This window comes from Exiguobacterium sp. SH0S7 (genome assembly GCF_004337195.1).
In the GTDB taxonomy this organism is placed as follows: Bacteria; Bacillota; Bacilli; order Exiguobacteriales; family Exiguobacteriaceae; genus Exiguobacterium; species Exiguobacterium aurantiacum_A.
Map to the genome: position 1 here is coordinate 71,404 of NZ_SJVA01000005.1, position 17,444 is coordinate 88,847.

The following is a 17,444-nucleotide window of genomic DNA, read 5'->3' on the forward strand; positions in this document are numbered from 1 at the left end:
AAAATAATTGAATTTAAATTTCTAAGTTTTTCAATATATTTTAAGATTTCATCGACCTACCGTTCTCTAATTCATCTAATTCATTATGAGGAAAAAATAACGCATTGATACATCGTAATAATTACGCTATGATGTAATTCGTAATCATTACAATTTGAAAGAAGGATGTCATCTCTATGAAATATGTAGTTCCGCTCATATGTACTATCGCTCTATTTTTTTTAACGGCTTGCAACGATTCCAATCAAGACGATCGGCATTTACATTTCGTCTATAACTTCTCAACTCAGTCGCTAGACCCCCACCGCGATTCAAGTTACGTTCCGCTCCGGGCCGGTGTGACAGAGACGCTTTTTAAATTGAACGATGAGACGTTATCGGTCGACCCCTGGCTCGCACAATCGTTCGAACAAGTGAACGAAACGACGTGGCGCATCTACATACGAGAAGACGTGACGTTCCATAACGGGAAACCGCTCGACACGCAGGCCGTCAAACGTTCACTCGACCGTTCTCTCGAAGAGAATACAGGGATCCGCAGTGCATTGCGTATCGAATCGATTACAGCGGAAGCATCGAGCCTCCTAATCGAGACGACCGTCCCTTATCCAGAACTCGTCAATGAACTCGTCCATCCGAACACATCCATCATTGACGTCACTGCAGATGATGCCATCGATCAAATGCCTGTCGGGACCGGCCCTTATCAAGTGACGTCGTTCCAACCCGGCTCGAACATCCAACTTGAACGGCATGATGCATACTGGGACGGTCAACCGAAACTCGATACGGTCACGTTCACGTTCAACGAAGACCCGGGGTCGCGCACGATGGCGCTCCGGTCTGGCGAAGCAGACATCGTCTATCGTCCAGAAATCGAGATGATCGACACGTTGGAGCAGGACGGGTTCGTCGTCGACAAGGCGGAGACGTTCCGTGTCCATCAGTTGACGATGAACCTTGAACGTGAACATATGCAGTCACTCGCGATGCGCCGCCTGATTGACTCGCTCATCAATCGCGAACAAATCGTGGACGGCATTTTGAATGGCTATGCCACACCTGCTGTCGGTCCATTCTTACCGTCTTTCCCGTTCGCCCCGTCCTACCCTTCTGACGAGGGACAAGATGTCCTGGACCTGGTCAAACAAGACGGTTACGAGCAAGTCAACGGCGTGTTGATGAAAGACGGTGAGCCGGTTCGGCTCAATCTGTTGACGTATAGCTCACGACCTGACCTACCACTCATCGCACAGTTGATTCAATCGGATGCGAAGCAAGTCGGGATAGAAATCGATATTCAAATGATTGACACACCGGAAGAATATATGGCCGCCGAACGAGACTGGGACCTTGCGACGTATAGCAATTTGACCGCACCACGTGGGGACGGCGGCTACTACTTGAACGCCACGTTCCATCCGAACGGCGCGTTGAATTTCAGTGGCGTAGAAGATGCGACATTGACGCAGAAAATCGACCGCTTGAATCAGACGGTCGACCGTGCTGAACGCGACCGAATGACCGAAGAAATTGCGCAATATGTCGATGAACGTGTCATCAACTCATTTTTAGTCCACCCTTCGACGAATGTTGCTTTGAAAGACAACGTGCATGGGTGGGTCACTGAAAAGAGCGAATACTATATGATCACAAAAGATTTGGATGTGTTGTGATATGACGCGATTCGTGGCACGTAAATCGCTTGAGTGGGGACTAGCTTTTCTAGTCTTCACTTTTTTCAGTTTTTTGCTTCTCCGACTCGTCCCGGGAGATCCCGTCCTATACTTATTGAAGGTCGACGAACTGCAAGTCGATGTCGCCGAGATTGACCGCCTCCGCGAGGAGCTTGGCTTCACGGATCCGGTATGGGTCCAATACGTGAATTGGCTCTCTGAAATCGTTCGATTAAACTTAGGCGATTCACTCATCACCGGTCAGCCTGTGACACAATTGTTTAAAAACAACTATGCCGCGACGTTCGAACTCGCGGCCGGAGGTCTCCTCGTGGCGATTGTGCTCGCCGTCCCGCTCGGTACCATCAGCGCTTTCCGACCAATGTCTGTCTTTTCCAAGCTAGCAACCGGATTGTCGATTGTCGGGTCATCGGTCCCTAGTTTTTTAATCGGCTTGTTTTTGATGTATGTATTCGCCGTGTCACTCCAATGGTTCCCTGTAATGGGACGAAACGGCTGGGACAGCCTCGTCTTACCGTCTTTGACGTTAGGCATTGCCGTTGGCGGCGTCTATATCCGGCTCATCCGCTCGACATTACTCGACGTGATGGCGGCTGATTACGTCGTGATAGCAAAAGTTCGGGGAATCCGTTCAAAAAAGTTACTGACGCGCTATATCGCCCGGGCCGCCTTGCCCCCTGTCATCTCGATGTTCGATGTGAGCGTGGCGAGCCTCATGGGAGGAGTCGTCGTGCTCGAAGTGTTATTCGCTTATCCCGGGGTCGGCAAACTGATGGTGGATTCTGTTTTACGCCGTGATTTCCCCGTCTTGCAAGGGTATCTCGTCTTTACGACTTGTTTAGTCGTCAGTATCAATCTCGTGACCAACGTGATGTTACGTTTACTGCAGCCTCACCTCTATCGAAAGGATGTGTCCCGATGAAACAGCGCCGATTCATCATAAGCGGTTTGGCAATCTTCGTCGTGATGTATGCATTGACATCGATGGTCGACCCGTTCGCGACGAACGTGACGAATCGACTTGCCTCACCATCGCTGCATCATCTGCTCGGCACCGATCACCTAGGGCGAGACGTCTTGTCACGACTCCTTCTTGCAGGCGGGATCACGGTCGGTTTAAGTACCGTCATCATTCTCATCACAGCGACGGTCGGCATCATTCTTGGGACGATCAGCGGGTTCGTCTATCGCAAATTGGAGCGAATCGTCACAAAAGTGACAGATGCGACCATCATCTTTCCGGATACGGTGCTCGCCATCGTCCTCGCTGGAGTCCTAGGTCCGAGCATTCAAAGCCTTGTGCTCGCCATCAGTTTAATTAAGTGGACGTCCTATACACGACTCGTACACACGCTCGTCCTGCAAGAGAGCACGAAGGGACACGTCCTCGCTGCGCGCGTGAACGGTCTTTCGAAACCGAAAATCGCACTCCGGCACGTCCTTCCTGCCGTCTGTCCGCACATTCTTGTCGTCATGAGTCTTGACCTTGGAAAAGTCATCCTCTTGATTTCCGCCTTCTCCTTCATTGGACTAGGTGTTCAATTACCGTTACCAGAATGGGGGGGGATGATCAGTGAAGGACGACATTACTTTGCAACGAATCCGGCGCTCGTTCTTTGGCCGGCGTTCTGTATCGTGTTAACCATTATCGGGTCGACGAGACTCTCGACAAAACTGACACGTCATTTTCAAGTTTAAGCGTTAGGAGGCAACGTAATGTTAGTCATTGATCAACTTTCTATCAAGCATGACGAACGTCCACTTTTACAAGACGTCTCATTCGCCATCGAACGAAATGAGTGGGTCTGTCTCGTCGGCGCGAGCGGAAGCGGCAAATCACTTCTCGTCAAATCGATTTTGCAGATGCTTCCCAACACGCTTCAGACGACAGGTACAATTTATTGGAACGACCAAGAGATTGGGGATGCCAGTAAAACGTGTTCCATTTATGGGTGCGAGATTGGATACATCCCACAACATTACACGACGTCGTTCGCACCATTTTTGACGATGGATGAGCATATTCGGGACTTGTTCGAAAGTCATGACGAGGCATACGACAAAGACCGTATCCGCTCCGCCATGGCCGAGATTCATTTATCGGAAGAACTCCTCAATCGCTATCCACTCGAACTGAGCGGTGGTCAACTTCAGCGGTTTTGCTTATTACTTGCGAGCATTCTTCAACCAACACTCATCATCGCGGACGAGATCACGAATGCGCTCGACGTGCTGACGGCTCGGCAAGTGACCGAATGGTTGAAGTCGATGATCGGTCAAACATCGAGCATGCTGTGGGTCACTCACGATTTAGCCGAAGCGATGACCTATGCCGATCACATCCTCGTCATGAAAGATGGGCGCATCGTTGACGCGGGAAATCGTGAGCACCTGATCGCCTCGGAGAACCCGTATACCAAGTCTTTGCTTCAAGCGGCACCGATTTTAAAACGAGAGGAACGACTCGAACATGTTATTACACGTTGAAAAAGTCTCGAAAAACTATGGCGGCCACTCTGTATTACGTGACGTCACGTTCACGGTTCAGGCTGGTGAATCGGTCGGCTTGATTGGGACGAGCGGTAGCGGAAAGAGCACCTTGTCTCGCTGTATACTCGGACTTGAGCTGATTGACGCGGGACAGATTCAGCTATGTGATTTGTCTTGGCAGACCGCTTCATGTCGGGAGATCACACAGATGAGGCAACGCATTCAAGCTGTGTTTCAAGACAGCGCCGAATCGTTCAACCCGAGATGGACGCTCGCAGATTCCATCTTGGAGCCGCTTCGCCATTTTCGGCTAATCGAACCGTACGATGAACGAGCCAAGTTAGAACACTTGTTTGACATCGTTCAACTTCCGCACACATGCATGGCCTCGTATCCTCGTGAATTGAGCGGAGGGCAAAAACAACGTGCCGCCATCGCCAGGTCTCTTAGCCTGAATCCTCAACTCATTCTTCTCGATGAGGCAACGACAGCACTGGACACCATCACGCAACATCACATCGTCGACATGCTAAAGTCCTATCATCGCGACCAGTCGATGGCATTTTTAATCATCTCCCACGATTTATCGGTCGTATCGAAACTGTGTGACCGTATCCTTGTCTTGTCCGAAGGGACGATCGTGGACTCTTTCAACGGCAATGAATTGTTTGATGACTCGCGCCATCCGTACACGATTGCATTGTGCGACGCCTTCGTCGAGAAAGGTCGTTTCTTGCATGGTGTCGACTAAATCATTTTGGCTCATCGCTTATCCGCTCGTGCTCGCCGGTTTCTCAACGCCGCTGCTTGGTGTCGTCGATACGATTGTAATCGCGAACACGGACGAATTGACCGCGATTGGTGCAGTCGCCGTCGGGGCGGTCGTCTTTAACACCCTTTATTGGCTGTTCGGCTTTTTAAAGATTAGTACGAGCGGATTCACAGCGCAAGCACTCGGTCAAAACGATTCAACACGCGTTCAAATGAGTCTATTTCGCCCGCTCGTCATCGCGTTTGATGAATGAACGCAGGAGACGATACTGTCTGTTTTCGCCATCTCACCTTTCTTAAAAATGGTATAGTGAAAAGATATTACAAAGTCGAAAGATAGAAATACGAAAACCCAAAGACGGTTGGTGCAATCTATGAATAATGTTTACAATCCGAATCAACAAATAAAGAAAAAGCGCTACCTGTGCGCTTTCCTCCTCCTCGCCTTGCTCAATACAGTACAACATGCATACGACATTGGTTTTGACGCATCCTCTCCGTACCGACTCGTCGGCGGTCTAGTTTTTTATGCATTCTTGCTTTATTTTGGGCTGAGAAATAAAGCGTGGCTGAGATCGCGATCAAGTTTGTCGTCTGGTTCAACGTCATCGCTTTATCCGTCATCCTCCTGTTCATGGGACTTTCCTTAATTGCATGACAAAAGGCGACCACTCGTTGGAGTGATCGCCTTTTTTTGATTATACGCCTTCGTACGCCGCGTACATGATTTCTTTCAATTCTTCGACGAGCGGCATTTTCGGGTTCGCCGTCGTACATTGGTCTTCGAACGCATCGACCGCCATTTTGTCGATCTTCGCATCGAGGTCCGCTTTCTTGATGCCTTGTGCTTTGAACGAGAGTTTGATGTTCAAGCGCTGTCCGAGCTCGATGATCGCTTGGACGAGTGACTCGACACCTTCTTCAGTCGTCTTCGCCGGGAGTCCGAGGAAGCGTGCGATTTCAGCGTAGCGCTCGTCAGCGATGAATGACTCATATTTCGGGAACGCCGCGAGTTTCGATGGGCGTGTCGCGTTGTAGCGGATGACGTGCGGCATGAGGATCGCGTTCGTCCGACCGTGCGGCACGTGGAACTCGCCACCGATTTTGTGCGCGATCGAGTGGTTGATCCCGAGGAACGCGTTCGCGAATGCCATACCGGCCATCGTTGAGGCGTTGTGCACTTTTTGACGAGCTTCAGCGTCGCTTCCGTTTTCGTAAGCTTTCGGGAGGTAGTCGAAGATCATCTTCATCGAACGGAGGGCCAGTCCGTCTGTATAGTCGTTCGCCATGACCGATACGTACGCTTCGATCGCGTGTGTCAAGACGTCCATTCCTGTGTCAGCCGTGATTGAAGCCGGTACCGTCATAACGAACTCAGGGTCGATGATGGCGACGTCTGGTGTGATCGCGTAGTCGGCGATCGGGTATTTGACGTTCCGTTTTTTATCAGTGATGACCGTGAACGGTGTCACTTCTGAACCTGTACCTGACGTCGTCGGGATCGCGACGAACATCGACTTGTTGCCGAGCGTCGGGAACTTGTACGTCCGTTTGCGGATATCCATGAACTTCTGGCGAAGGTTTGAGAACTTCTCTTCTGGACGTTCGTAGAAGAGCCACATCCCTTTCGCGGCATCCATCGGTGAACCACCACCGAGCGCGATGATCATGTCTGGTTGGAATTGGCGCATCGCCTCAGCTCCGGCCATGACCGTCTCGACCGATGGATCTGGTTCGACTTGGTCGAAGATGCGGTAGTCAACACCGGCCGGCAAGTTTTTGATGACTTTATCAGCAAATCCGAGTTTGACCATCATTTCGTCTGTGACTATCATTGCTCGTTTTTTTGACGTGAGCGACTGCAAGTATTGAACCGAGTTTTTCTCGAAGTAAATTTTTTCAGGGACTTTAAACCATTGCATATTCACGCGACGTCTCGCCACCTTTTTCACGTTGAGTAGATGTTTCGCCGTCACGTTCTCAGAGACGGAGTTTTTACCGTACGACCCACAACCGAGTGTGAGTGATGGTGTCATTTCGTTGTAAAGGTCACCGATACCGCCGTGTGCCGTTGGCGAGTTGACGATGATGCGGCAAGCTTTCATGCGAAGTCCGAACGCGAGGATCGCGTCGTCGTCTGTCGAGTGGATTGCGGCTGTATGGCCGAGACCACCGATTTCAAGCATTTTCTCAGCGATGGCGAAGCCTTCTTCTCGTGATTGAACTTTATAAGCGCCGAGCACCGGGCTGAGCTTCTCGTGTGAGAGCAGTTCTGTCGCACCGACCGTCTCGAGTTCAGCGATCAAGATTTTCGTGTCGGCCGGGACGCTGAGTCCAGCTTTCTCGGCGATCCATGCTGCCGGTTTCCCGACGATCTCAGGGTTGACCGCACATGTGTCTGTCTTGATGACGAGTGTTTCGAGTTTGGCTTTTTCTTCAGGTGAGCAGAAGTAGCAGCCGAGCGCTGTCATTTCACGCTTCACGTCTTCATATACTTCTTGGTCGACGATGATCGCTTGTTCTGATGCACAGATCATGCCGTTATCGAACGTTTTCGATAAGATGACGTCCGAGATGGCGCGTTTTACTTTCGCTGTCTTGTCGATATAAGCCGGGACGTTACCAGGTCCGACGCCGAGCGCTGGTTTACCTGTCGAGTAAGCCGACTTCACCATTGCCGCGCCGCCTGTTGCGAGTACCATGGCCACGCCTGGGTGGTTCATGAGTGCTTTCGTCGCGTCGAGTGACGGTTTTTCGACCCATTGGATCAAATGTTCCGGTGCACCTGCTGCGATTGCCGCGTCACGAAGGACACGGGCCGCTGCACTTGAACATTGTTGTGCTGACGGGTGGAAGCCGAAAATGATCGGGTTACGTGTTTTGATGGCGATGATCGCTTTGAACATCGTCGTTGATGTCGGGTTCGTGACCGGTGTGACCCCGGCGACGACACCGACCGGCTCGGCGATGTACGTGATGCCGTTTTGCTCATCGTCTTCGATGACGCCGACCGTTTTCTCACCGCGAAGTGAGTTGAAAATATATTCTGTCGCAAAGATGTTTTTGATCATCTTGTCTTCAAACACACCGCGACCTGTTTCTTCATATGCATGTTTAGCGAGTACGACGTGTTGCTCGAGTCCGGCTAACGCCATCGCTTGGACGATCGTGTCGATTTTCTCTTGGTCAAACGTCATCAACGTGTCGAGTGCCGTGTGCGCTTGCTTGACGAGCGTGTCGACCATCTGTTCTGCTGATGTTTCCACTACTGCTTTCTCTTTAACTGCCATGTTGGTTTCCTCCTCATGAATGAGAGCTGATCTTCTGACTTGATGGAGAGCACGGGATAATCGGTTTGCCTGATAAGAGTTTGTGCTTTCCTTCACATTCATAGAATACACCGTTTTATTCAATTTGTGCGTGACAACAATGTGAACTCTTTCACAATATTTTTTTGCTGTTTGAGGATAGGTCTTGATTTTTACAGATCAGCTCAGTAAAATCGTATGCGTTTTCATGAAAACAAGGACAAATCCATATGTAAACGCTTACATTGTTTGTGTCATTAGTTTGGCGGAATCGGTGTGTAAATGCTCACAGTCCGATGATTGCTCGTCCACCCCGCCTGTGGTCGTGTATAATGAAGAAAGAACCTGACTAGGAAGTGACTATGACTATGCCAAGACAAGATGCAGCCGATCAGTTTGTGAAACTGATCCCATTAATCAGAAGAAAACTGCTCCGCCGCTCCGACCTCCCGCAAATCCCGAACTTGAACTTCTCTCACTTTCATCTACTGATGTTGATTGAGGATGAAGGCGCGGTCACGAACGGACAAATTAGTGAGACGTTATCGATTGCCCCGCCGAACGTGACGCCGCTCATCACGAAGCTCGTCGACGAAGGGTATATTACACGTGTCCCTGACGAGCGCGACCGCCGTGTCATCTGGAACCAATTGACCGACCAAGGAGAGCGTGTGCTCCTCGAGCGGCGCGACTCGTTTCGGCGCCTGTTCGAGGATCGGTTAGCGTTCCTCGATGAGGATGAGACCGACCGCTTGATCGACAGTTTAAAGACGCTGACCGAGATCGTTGAGAAGATGGACAAGAGCGAGGGATGATTTTCTCTCGTCAACGCTCGCTTCTTCTTATATAATCGACAGTGAATCTATCGAACAATGGAAAGTGAGATGACACGTAATGGGTCGTAAATGGAACAACATTAAAGAGAAAAAGGCGTCTAAAGACGCCAATACGAGTCGTATCTACGCGAAGTTCGGCCGCGAGATCTACATCGTCGCCCGCCAAGGTGAACCTGATCCGGAATTGAACCAATCGCTCAAGTTCGTCGTCGAGCGCGCGAAGACGTATAACGTCCCGAAAGCGATCATCGACCGGGCCATCGACAAAGCGAAAGGCGGCGACGAAGAGAACTTCGACGAACTCCGCTATGAGGGCTTTGGGCCGAGCGGGTCGATGCTCATCGTCGACACGCTCACGAACAACGTCAACCGGACCGCCTCTGAAGTTCGGGCCGCGTTCGGCAAGAACGGTGGTAACATGGGCGTCAGCGGGTCGGTAGCGTATATGTTCGATGCGACGGCCGTCATCGGTGTCGGCGGGATGACAGCAGACGACGTGCTCGAACTCATGATGGAGCACGACCTCGATGTCCGTGACGTCATCGAAGAAGACGAGACGGTCATCGTCTATGCCGAGCCGGAAGAATTCCATGCCGTCCAGACCGCGTTCAAAGCGGCGGGTGTGGAGACGTTCGAAGTCGCCGAGCTGACGATGCTACCGCAAAACGAAGTCGAACTCGACGAAGCGTCGAAAGAGCAATTCGAGAAACTGCTCGACGTACTCGAAGACTTAGAAGACGTTCGTCAGGTGTACCATAACGTCGAACTATGATGAAGAAGCGATAACTTTTCGAAGTTGTCGCTTTTTTTGTTTTCATGATTTGACAAGTCATAAAACGTATGTTAAATTTCAAAAGTCTTTATCGTATTAAAGTGATAACAAGAGAAAGAACTTATGATTCGAAAGGTGTTGGAACTCATGAATGCTGTATTATTAGCTGTCATTGTCTTATTTGCTCTCGCGATCAGTCGTGTCCATATCGTCTTATCGCTCATCCTCGCCGCCATCGTCGGTGGACTTGTCGGAGGACTCGGTTTCAACGACACGTTGACCGCTTTCAGCGACGGGCTTGGTGGCGGTGCCACGATCGCCCTCAGCTACGCCCTGCTTGGTGCGTTCGCTGTCGGCTTGTCAAAGACCGGCCTGCCTGACGTCCTGGCTGAACGGTTGATCAGCATGTCTGGCCGTGATGTGACCGGCAAGAGTGTCGGTCGCGTCAAAGCGTTACTGCTGTCGCTGCTGCTCTTACTCGCTATCAGCTCACAGAACGTCTTACCGATCCACATCGCCTTCATCCCGATCGTCGTACCGCCGTTACTCGTCTTGTTCAATGAGTTGAAACTCGATCGCCGGCTCGTCGCGACGATCCTCACGTTCGGGCTTGTCACACCGTACATGTTGCTACCGGTCGGCTTCGGCGGCATCTACTTGAACGAGATTTTGCTCCCGAACGTCGAGACGAACGGGATGGCTGTCGGTGACGTCAATATCGTCAGCATCATGGCCATCCCGGCACTCGGTATGCTCGTCGGACTCATCACCGCTTTCTTCCACTACCGGAAACCGCGGTCGTATGAAACGATCCAACTCGGTCCGAGCGACTATGAGGTCCGCACGTTGAGCAACATGAAGATTTGGTTGACGGCGATCGTCGTCTTGGTCGTCTTGGTCGTTCAATTACAGACCGAATCGATGATCGCTTCGGCCGTGACCGGTTTGATCCTGTTGACGCTCTTCCGTCTCATCCCTTGGTCAGAAGCGGACGATATCTTTACGAGCGGCATGCGCATGATGGCCTTCATCGGTTTCGTCATGATCGCCGCGAGCGGATTCGCCGCCGTCATCCGTGAAACGGGTGCGATTGAACCGCTCGTGAGCGGAGCAAGCAACTTGATGGGTGACTCGCAGTTCCTCGCCGCCCTCGTCATGCTCCTCGTCGGTCTCGTCATCACACTCGGTATCGGCTCGAGCTTTTCGACCATACCGATCATCGCCGCTATCTTCGTGCCGTTATGTATCCAGTACGGCTTCTCGGTCGAGGCGACGATCGCCATCATCGGAACGGCCGGAGCACTCGGTGACGCCGGTAGCCCGGCGAGTGATTCGACGCTCGGACCGACGAGCGGTTTGAACGCGGACGGGCAACACGACCACTTGCGTGAGACGGTCTGGCCGACGTTCCTCCACTACAACATCCCGCTCATCGTCTTCGGCTTGATCGCCGCGATGGTATTATAATCACTTCCGGTTACGCCGCGCGTAAATCGTGCCGAGCAAGACGAGCACGAGTAAAAACCAAAAACCCGTATACATGAGGACTTCTGTTAGCATCTCTGACTCCTCCTATTGATCAATCTAAAAAGGAGCGACATCGCGTCGCTCCTTTTTATGATGAAGTTTTTAGACGAGATTGACAAGCCTCCAAGTAAGCGTCGACCGTTTCAGCGACTTCTCGCCCTTCGCGGATTGCCCAGACGATCAAGCTTTGTCCGCGTCTCGCGTCCCCGGCGACGAAGACGCCGTCCACGTTCGAAACGTAGTCTTGCTTCGCTTCGACGCCAAGTTTGCGTAATTCGGATTCAGGACGTTCAAAACCGATGGCGACGAGGACGAGGTCGGCCGGATACGTCTTAACTGAATCTTCGACGACGAAGAACGTCGCGTGACCGTCCGGCTTGACGATCTTTTCCATCCGTTCCGTCTCGATGCCGGCGACGCGACCGTCTTGGCTAATAACTCGGTTTGAGCGGATCAAATACGTTCTCGGGTCATGCTCATAACGTTCGATCGCCTCGGCGTAAGCATAATCGACCGAAAGCGTGTCTGGTTGAAGTGGCCACGGACGTTCTGGCGCCCGGAACATGCCTTTTTCCGGGTGTTTGCCGAACTGTGTGACCGATTTCGCACCTTGCCGGATCGCCGTCGCGACACAATCGGCCCCGGTGTCACCGCCACCGATGACGATGACGTCTTTCCCGGCCGCGTCATACTGTGCGTCGATCATTTTTCCGCCGAGCACCCGTGTCGACTCGGTCAAATAGTCCATCGCTGGTTCGACGCCGGTCGCGTCGTCCCCTTCGATCCCGAGCGTCCGCTGTTTCTGTGCCCCCGTCGCGAGGATGACGGCATCAAACTTGTGGCGGAGTGACTCGACCGTCACATCAACACCGACGTTGACACCTGTCTTAAAGCGGATTCCTTCCGCCGCGAGCAAGTGAATCCGGCGCCGGACGACGTCTTTATCAAGCTTCATGTTTGGAATCCCGTAAAATAATAATCCGCCCGCCTCGTCAGCTTTTTCATACACAGTGACGTGATGACCGATTTGATTCAACTGGTCCGCCGCAGCGAGACCCGCCGGACCACTGCCGATGATGGCGACCGAGCGTCCGGTCCGCATCTGGACGAGTCGCGGCTGGACCCACCCTTCTTCAAAGGCGCGGTCGATGATCGTCCGTTCGATCGATTTGATGGCGACCGGGTCTTCGCTGATGCCGAGCGTACACGACCCTTCACATGGGGCCGGACAGACGCGGCCCGTGAACTCTGGGAAGTTGTTCGTCTCCATCAACCGCTCGTAGGCACGATACCAGTCTTGGTCCGAGACGAGCTTGTTCCATTCCGGAATCAAGTTGTGGATTGGGCACCCGATCGTCTCTTGCCCGATCATGTCACCGACGTGACAAAACGGGGTCCCGCAGTCCATGCAGCGCTCGGCCTGCTTGACAATCGGTTCATCGTCCATCCGGGATGCATACTCATCATAGTCACGTATCCGCTCGAGCACTGTACGCTCAGGGAGCGTCTCACGTGGGATATCGATAAATTTATGTCTCATACTACGCCTCCTTCAGTCACGACCCGGAACAGTTCGAGGGCACGGTCTGCCTCGTTCAGTTCCGGACGAGTGGCTTCAATTTGACGCATGACGTCAAGTACGTTCGCATAATCGCGAGGTACGATTTTGACGAAGCGCTTCCGCTCGTCATCGAACGACTCGAGGATACGACTTGCTTTCACACTGTCCGTGTGGAATTGATGCATCTCGAGCAGCGTGTAAATTTGTTCTGTGTCCTCATCGGTCAACTCGCGTTCGACCGCTACGAGTTCCGTGTTGACGAGTTGGTCATAGTCTTGGTCACCGTATAGGAAGGCGACACCTCCGGACATCCCGGCCGCGAAGTTGCGGCCGACCGTTCCTAGGACGACGACCGTCCCACCGGTCATATATTCACACCCGTGATCCCCGACGCCTTCAGTGACGGTGACGGCACCTGAGTTTCGGACCGCGAACCGTTCCCCCGTGTGTCCGTTGAAGAATGCCATCCCCGATGTCGCCCCGTACAGGCAGACGTTGCCGGCGATGATTTGTTCGCTCTCGTCGAACGGGGCATGTTTCTCAGCGATGACCGCGAGTTTCCCGCCGCTCAACCCTTTTCCGACATAATCGTTCGCATCCCCGATCACAGAGATTGTGATGCCATGAGGAAGAAATGCGCCTAAACTTTGTCCGGCCGATCCGCTCAGTCGGAGTGAGATCGTATCTTCAGCCAAACCGATGTTGCCGTGAACTTTCGTCACTTCGTAGCCGAGCATCGTCCCGACGGCCCGGTCCGTATTGCGGACCCGCCCGACGAAGAACGTCGGTTGAAGCGATTTGATCGAACGCGATACGGCTGGGATCAATTTTCGATGGTCGTACGACTGAAAAGCCGGATGAGGTAACTCTTCCTTCCCCGGTAACGCTGTCGGGACCGATAACATCGGTGTCAAATCGAGCATTTTCGCTTTCGCGTGCTCCTGTTTCCAGGCGCTCTCTTCTAGCAAGTCCGTTCGGCCGATGACCTCACCGATCGTCTTCGCGCCGAGCGAGGCGAGTATTTCGCGCACTTCTTCGGCGAGGAACGTCATGAGATTGACGACGTGTTCCGGTTTACCCATGAACTTTTGGCGAAGCGCCGGGTCTTGTGTCGCGACGCCGACCGGACACGTGTCCAGATGACAGGCCCGCATCATGATACAGCCGAGCACGACGAGCGGTGCCGTCGCGAACGCGTATTCCTCCGCCCCAAAGATGGCGGCGAGGACGATATCGCGTCCGGTCATGAGCTTGCCGTCCGTCTCGAGCGTGACGCGACCGCGAAGTCCGTTCAATGCGAGCGTCTGGTGTGTCTCAAGCAATCCGAGCTCCCAAGGAAGACCCGTATGCTTGATCGACGTCCGAGGCGAAGCCCCTGTCCCGCCATCGTAGCCGCTGATGACGATCGTGTCGGCGTTCGCTTTGGCGACGCCGGCCGCAATCGTTCCGACACCGGATTTCGAGACGAGCTTGACGCTCACTTTTGCTTTCGGATTGACGTGCTTCAAGTCAAAGATCAACTGGGCCAAGTCTTCGATCGAGTAGATGTCATGGTGCGGTGGCGGCGAGATGAGCCCGACACCTGGGACTGAGCCGCGCACTTCGGCGACCCACGGGTAGACTTTATTGCCCGGCAACTGCCCACCTTCCCCTGGTTTCGCACCTTGCGCCATCTTGATTTGGATCTCATCGGCATGATACAAATATTCGGCCGTGACACCAAATCGTCCACTTGCCACTTGTTTGATCCGGCTGATGCGTTCGTTCCCGTCCGCGTCAGGAGTGAAGCGGTTACGGTTTTCACCGCCTTCACCTGAGTTGCTCTTCCCGCCGATCCGGTTCATGGCGATGGCGAGCGTCTCATGTGCCTCTTTCGACAGGGAGCCGAACGACATCGCGCCCGTCTTGAAACGGCTGACGATCGAGGCGACCGATTCGACCTCGTCGATCGGGATAGGCTCTTGCGATTTAAAGTCGAACAGCTGTCTTAAAAATTGACCGGATGCTTCGTGCTGTTTGACGTAAGCGTCATAGTAACGGCGTTCGTTCTCACGGCAAGCCCGTTGCAACAAGTGAATCGACTTAGGGTTAAAGGCGTGCTCTTCCCCATCGGCTCGCCACTGGAAATCTGCTCCTGCTTCAAGCGGACGGTCACGGCTAAATGCCGATTCGTGCTGACGCCGTGATTCTGCTTCGAGCTCCTTGAACCCGATCCCGGACAGTTGTGACGTCGTCCCGCGGAAATGACGGTCGATCAATGCGCGGTCGATGCCGACCGCCTCAAAAATTTGTGCTCCCCGATAACTTTGCACGGTCGAGATCCCCATCTTCGACATAATTTTGACGATTCCATCGACTGCAGCCGTTTGATAGCGGCGGATCGCTTCTTCGACCGAGAACGAAATCAATCCGGCTTCTACCGCTTCGGCGATCGTCGCGTACACTAAATACGGATAGACCGCATCGGCCCCGTATCCGATCAAAGCGGCGGCTTGGTGCACTTCTCTCACTTCTCCGCTTTCAGCGATGAGACTGCATGACGCCCGTAAGTTCGACCGAATCAAATGTTGATGGACCGCGCTCATGACGAGCAGGGCCGGCATCGCGAGCGATGACTCGGACATGTCACGGTCAGACAAGACGATGACTTCAGCCCCATCTCGGACGGCCGCATCGACACGTTCAAACAATGACTCGAGCGAACGTTCGAGGTCTGTTTCATACGTTGTCGTGATGCGGGCGACGTTCATTTTCAACTTCACCGCCTCGACTGTCGTCGCGTCAATGATCGGATGTTCGAGCCAGACGCGGCGGGCGTGTCCCCGACCGGTGTGAACCGGATTCGCTTGAGGACCGAGCCAAGTGAACGTCGCCGTGACGATTTTCTCGCGCAACGCGTCGATCGGCGGGTTTGTCACTTGGGCGAAGTGTTGCTTAAAGTAATGGAACAGCGACCGCGGTCGCTCTGACAAGACCGCGACCGGTTGGTCATGGCCCATCGAGCCGATCGGATCTTTTTTCTCGAGGATGAGCGGCACGAGATATTGCTCGATATCTTCTTTCGTGTATCCGAACGCCCGTTGTTTACGGTGCACCTGTTCGACGACCGGTTCATTCACAGGCTGGTCCGCAATCGTCGTCATCTGCTTCAACCATTTCCCGTACGGTTCGGCCCGGGCGATCGTCTGTTTGATCTCTGCGTCTGGGATGAGACGTTTCGATTCCAAGTCGATGAGGAGGAGCTGCCCGGGACGGAGACGCTGCTTTGTCTTGACGTTCTCCGCATGGACCGGGATGACCCCGCTCTCAGACGACAGGATGAGTTCCCCGTCCATCGTCTCGATATAACGCATCGGCCGCAAGCCGTTCCGGTCCAAGATTGCCCCGATTTGACGCCCGTCCGTGAAGACGACGCCCGTCGGTCCGTCCCACGGCTCCATGATCGACGAATGGTACTGATAAAAGTCTTTTTTGAACGGATCCATCGATACTTCGGCGAACGGCTCAGGGATGAGCATCATCGCCGTATGTGCGATCGAACGACCGGTCCGAGTGAAGAACTCGAACGCGTTGTCGAGCATCGAGGAGTCACTGCCCGTTTCTTGGAGCACGGGGAACAGTTCGTTCACATCATCGAACAGGTCGGTCGAGGTCACACCTTCGCGGGCACGCATCGCATCGATGTTCCCGCGTAACGTGTTGATCTCACCGTTATGCACGATCATCCGGTTCGGATGGGCCCGCTCCCATGACGGGAACGTGTTCGTCGAGAACCGCGAATGGACGATCCCGAACGTGCTCTTATAAGCCGGCGATTGCAGATCGAGATAAAACCGCTCAATCTGGATCGGCGTCAACATCCCTTTATAAACGATCGTCTTCGTCGACAGGCTCGGAAGATAAAGGTTTAATTCGTCTGTTTTCTCGATCATCCGGCGAAGCTGATAGAGCGAGCGTTCGTTTGAATCGTAGTCCGCGAACGGGCACGACACGAACCATTGATAAATCGTCGGTTGTGTCACCCGAGCGTGTTCACCGATCGCCAAACTGTCGACCGGTACTTCCCGCCAGGCGATTGTCGCGAAATCGAGTTCATCGGCGAGTCGCTCCATTTGTTGCTGCTTGTCGCGCAACTTTGTCTCGTTCGGTTGGAAAAACACCATCCCGACCGCATAGCCCCCCGGCGCTGGCAAGTTCATCGTCTGAGTGAACAACTCGTGTGGCAACTCGGTCATGATGCCGGCCCCGTCACCAGCGTCGATGACGCCTTGCCCACCTCTATGTTCGAGCTTACAGAGCATCGATAGCGATTTGCTGACGATATTGTGCTTTGTTTCTCCCATTAAATTGACATATAACCCAATACCGCATGCATCTTTTTCGAATCGTGGATCGTACAAACTTGTTCGCTCCATCGAATCAGCCCCTCTCTATCCATCTTGTTCGTAAATTTTATTTTGTTCTAAATATTCTGAAAAATCA

12 protein-coding genes are annotated in these 17,444 nt (G+C 53.0%); 9 read left to right on the forward strand and 3 right to left on the reverse strand.

The genetic code is table 11. The features are described from left to right. Nucleotides 1–176: 176 nt before the first annotated feature. The 6 genes from nikA to EVJ22_RS09860 are packed head-to-tail and all read left to right on the forward strand — an operon-like array spanning nt 177 to nt 5,212. The gene (gene nikA / locus EVJ22_RS09835; RefSeq protein WP_131443840.1) at nt 177–1,676 is read left to right on the forward strand and encodes a nickel ABC transporter substrate-binding protein; all 1,500 of its coding nucleotides are present in this window, start codon (nt 177–179) and stop codon (nt 1,674–1,676) included. Between the two features lies 1 nt (nt 1,677). Continuing rightward, a complete protein-coding gene (locus tag EVJ22_RS09840) occupies nt 1,678–2,619 on the forward strand; it encodes an ABC transporter permease (protein WP_158625524.1) in 942 nt (313 codons plus the stop codon). Then, entirely contained in the window at nt 2,616–3,395 is a 780-nt protein-coding gene (locus EVJ22_RS09845; RefSeq protein ID WP_131443842.1) for an ABC transporter permease, read from the forward strand. The genes EVJ22_RS09840 and EVJ22_RS09845 overlap by 4 nt, the downstream gene beginning before the upstream one ends. An 18-nt stretch (nt 3,396–3,413) precedes the next feature. Continuing rightward, nucleotides 3,414–4,184, forward strand: coding sequence for an ABC transporter ATP-binding protein (locus EVJ22_RS09850; protein ID WP_070327334.1), 771 nt, complete (start codon nt 3,414–3,416; stop codon nt 4,182–4,184). After that, a complete protein-coding gene (locus tag EVJ22_RS09855; protein WP_071397422.1) occupies nt 4,168–4,938 on the forward strand; it encodes an ABC transporter ATP-binding protein in 771 nt (256 codons plus the stop codon). The genes EVJ22_RS09850 and EVJ22_RS09855 overlap by 17 nt, the downstream gene beginning before the upstream one ends. After that, entirely contained in the window at nt 4,925–5,212 is a 288-nt protein-coding gene (locus EVJ22_RS09860) for an MATE family efflux transporter (protein WP_158625525.1), read from the forward strand. The genes EVJ22_RS09855 and EVJ22_RS09860 overlap by 14 nt, the downstream gene beginning before the upstream one ends. Nucleotides 5,213–5,656: 444 nt before the next feature. Here the strand turns inward: EVJ22_RS09860 and adhE are convergent, their stop codons facing one another. Beyond that, on the reverse strand, nt 5,657–8,248 hold the full coding sequence (gene adhE / locus EVJ22_RS09865; protein WP_131443844.1) for a bifunctional acetaldehyde-CoA/alcohol dehydrogenase: 2,592 nt from the start codon (nt 8,246–8,248) through the stop codon (nt 5,657–5,659). Nucleotides 8,249–8,634: 386 nt separating this feature from the next. On the opposite strand from adhE, the gene EVJ22_RS09870 reads away from it, so the two are divergent. The 3 genes from EVJ22_RS09870 (at nt 8,635) to EVJ22_RS09880 (ending at nt 11,341) form a co-directional block, all read left to right on the forward strand. Beyond that, the gene (locus tag EVJ22_RS09870) at nt 8,635–9,081 is read left to right on the forward strand and encodes a MarR family winged helix-turn-helix transcriptional regulator (RefSeq protein WP_070327337.1); all 447 of its coding nucleotides are present in this window, start codon (nt 8,635–8,637) and stop codon (nt 9,079–9,081) included. A 79-nt stretch (nt 9,082–9,160) separates the two neighbouring features. Further along, nucleotides 9,161–9,874 (forward strand): YebC/PmpR family DNA-binding transcriptional regulator, encoded by a 714-nt coding sequence (locus EVJ22_RS09875; protein ID WP_070327338.1) that lies wholly within the window; start codon nt 9,161–9,163, stop codon nt 9,872–9,874. Nucleotides 9,875–10,021: 147 nt separating this feature from the next. Then, nucleotides 10,022–11,341, forward strand: a complete 1,320-nt coding sequence (locus EVJ22_RS09880) for a Na+/H+ antiporter family protein (protein WP_131443845.1) — start codon at nt 10,022–10,024, stop codon at nt 11,339–11,341. A 148-nt stretch (nt 11,342–11,489) separates the two neighbouring features. Here the strand turns inward: EVJ22_RS09880 and EVJ22_RS09885 are convergent, their stop codons facing one another. Further along, nucleotides 11,490–12,941 carry a glutamate synthase subunit beta gene (locus EVJ22_RS09885; RefSeq protein WP_131443846.1) on the reverse strand — a complete coding sequence of 484 codons (1,452 nt, stop codon included), beginning with the start codon at nt 12,939–12,941 and terminating at the stop codon, nt 11,490–11,492. Beyond that, nucleotides 12,938–17,377 carry a glutamate synthase large subunit gene (gene gltB / locus EVJ22_RS09890; RefSeq protein ID WP_131443847.1) on the reverse strand — a complete coding sequence of 1,480 codons (4,440 nt, stop codon included), beginning with the start codon at nt 17,375–17,377 and terminating at the stop codon, nt 12,938–12,940. Before gltB ends, EVJ22_RS09885 begins: the two co-directional genes overlap by 4 nt. Between the last annotated feature and the right edge of the window lie 67 nt (nt 17,378–17,444).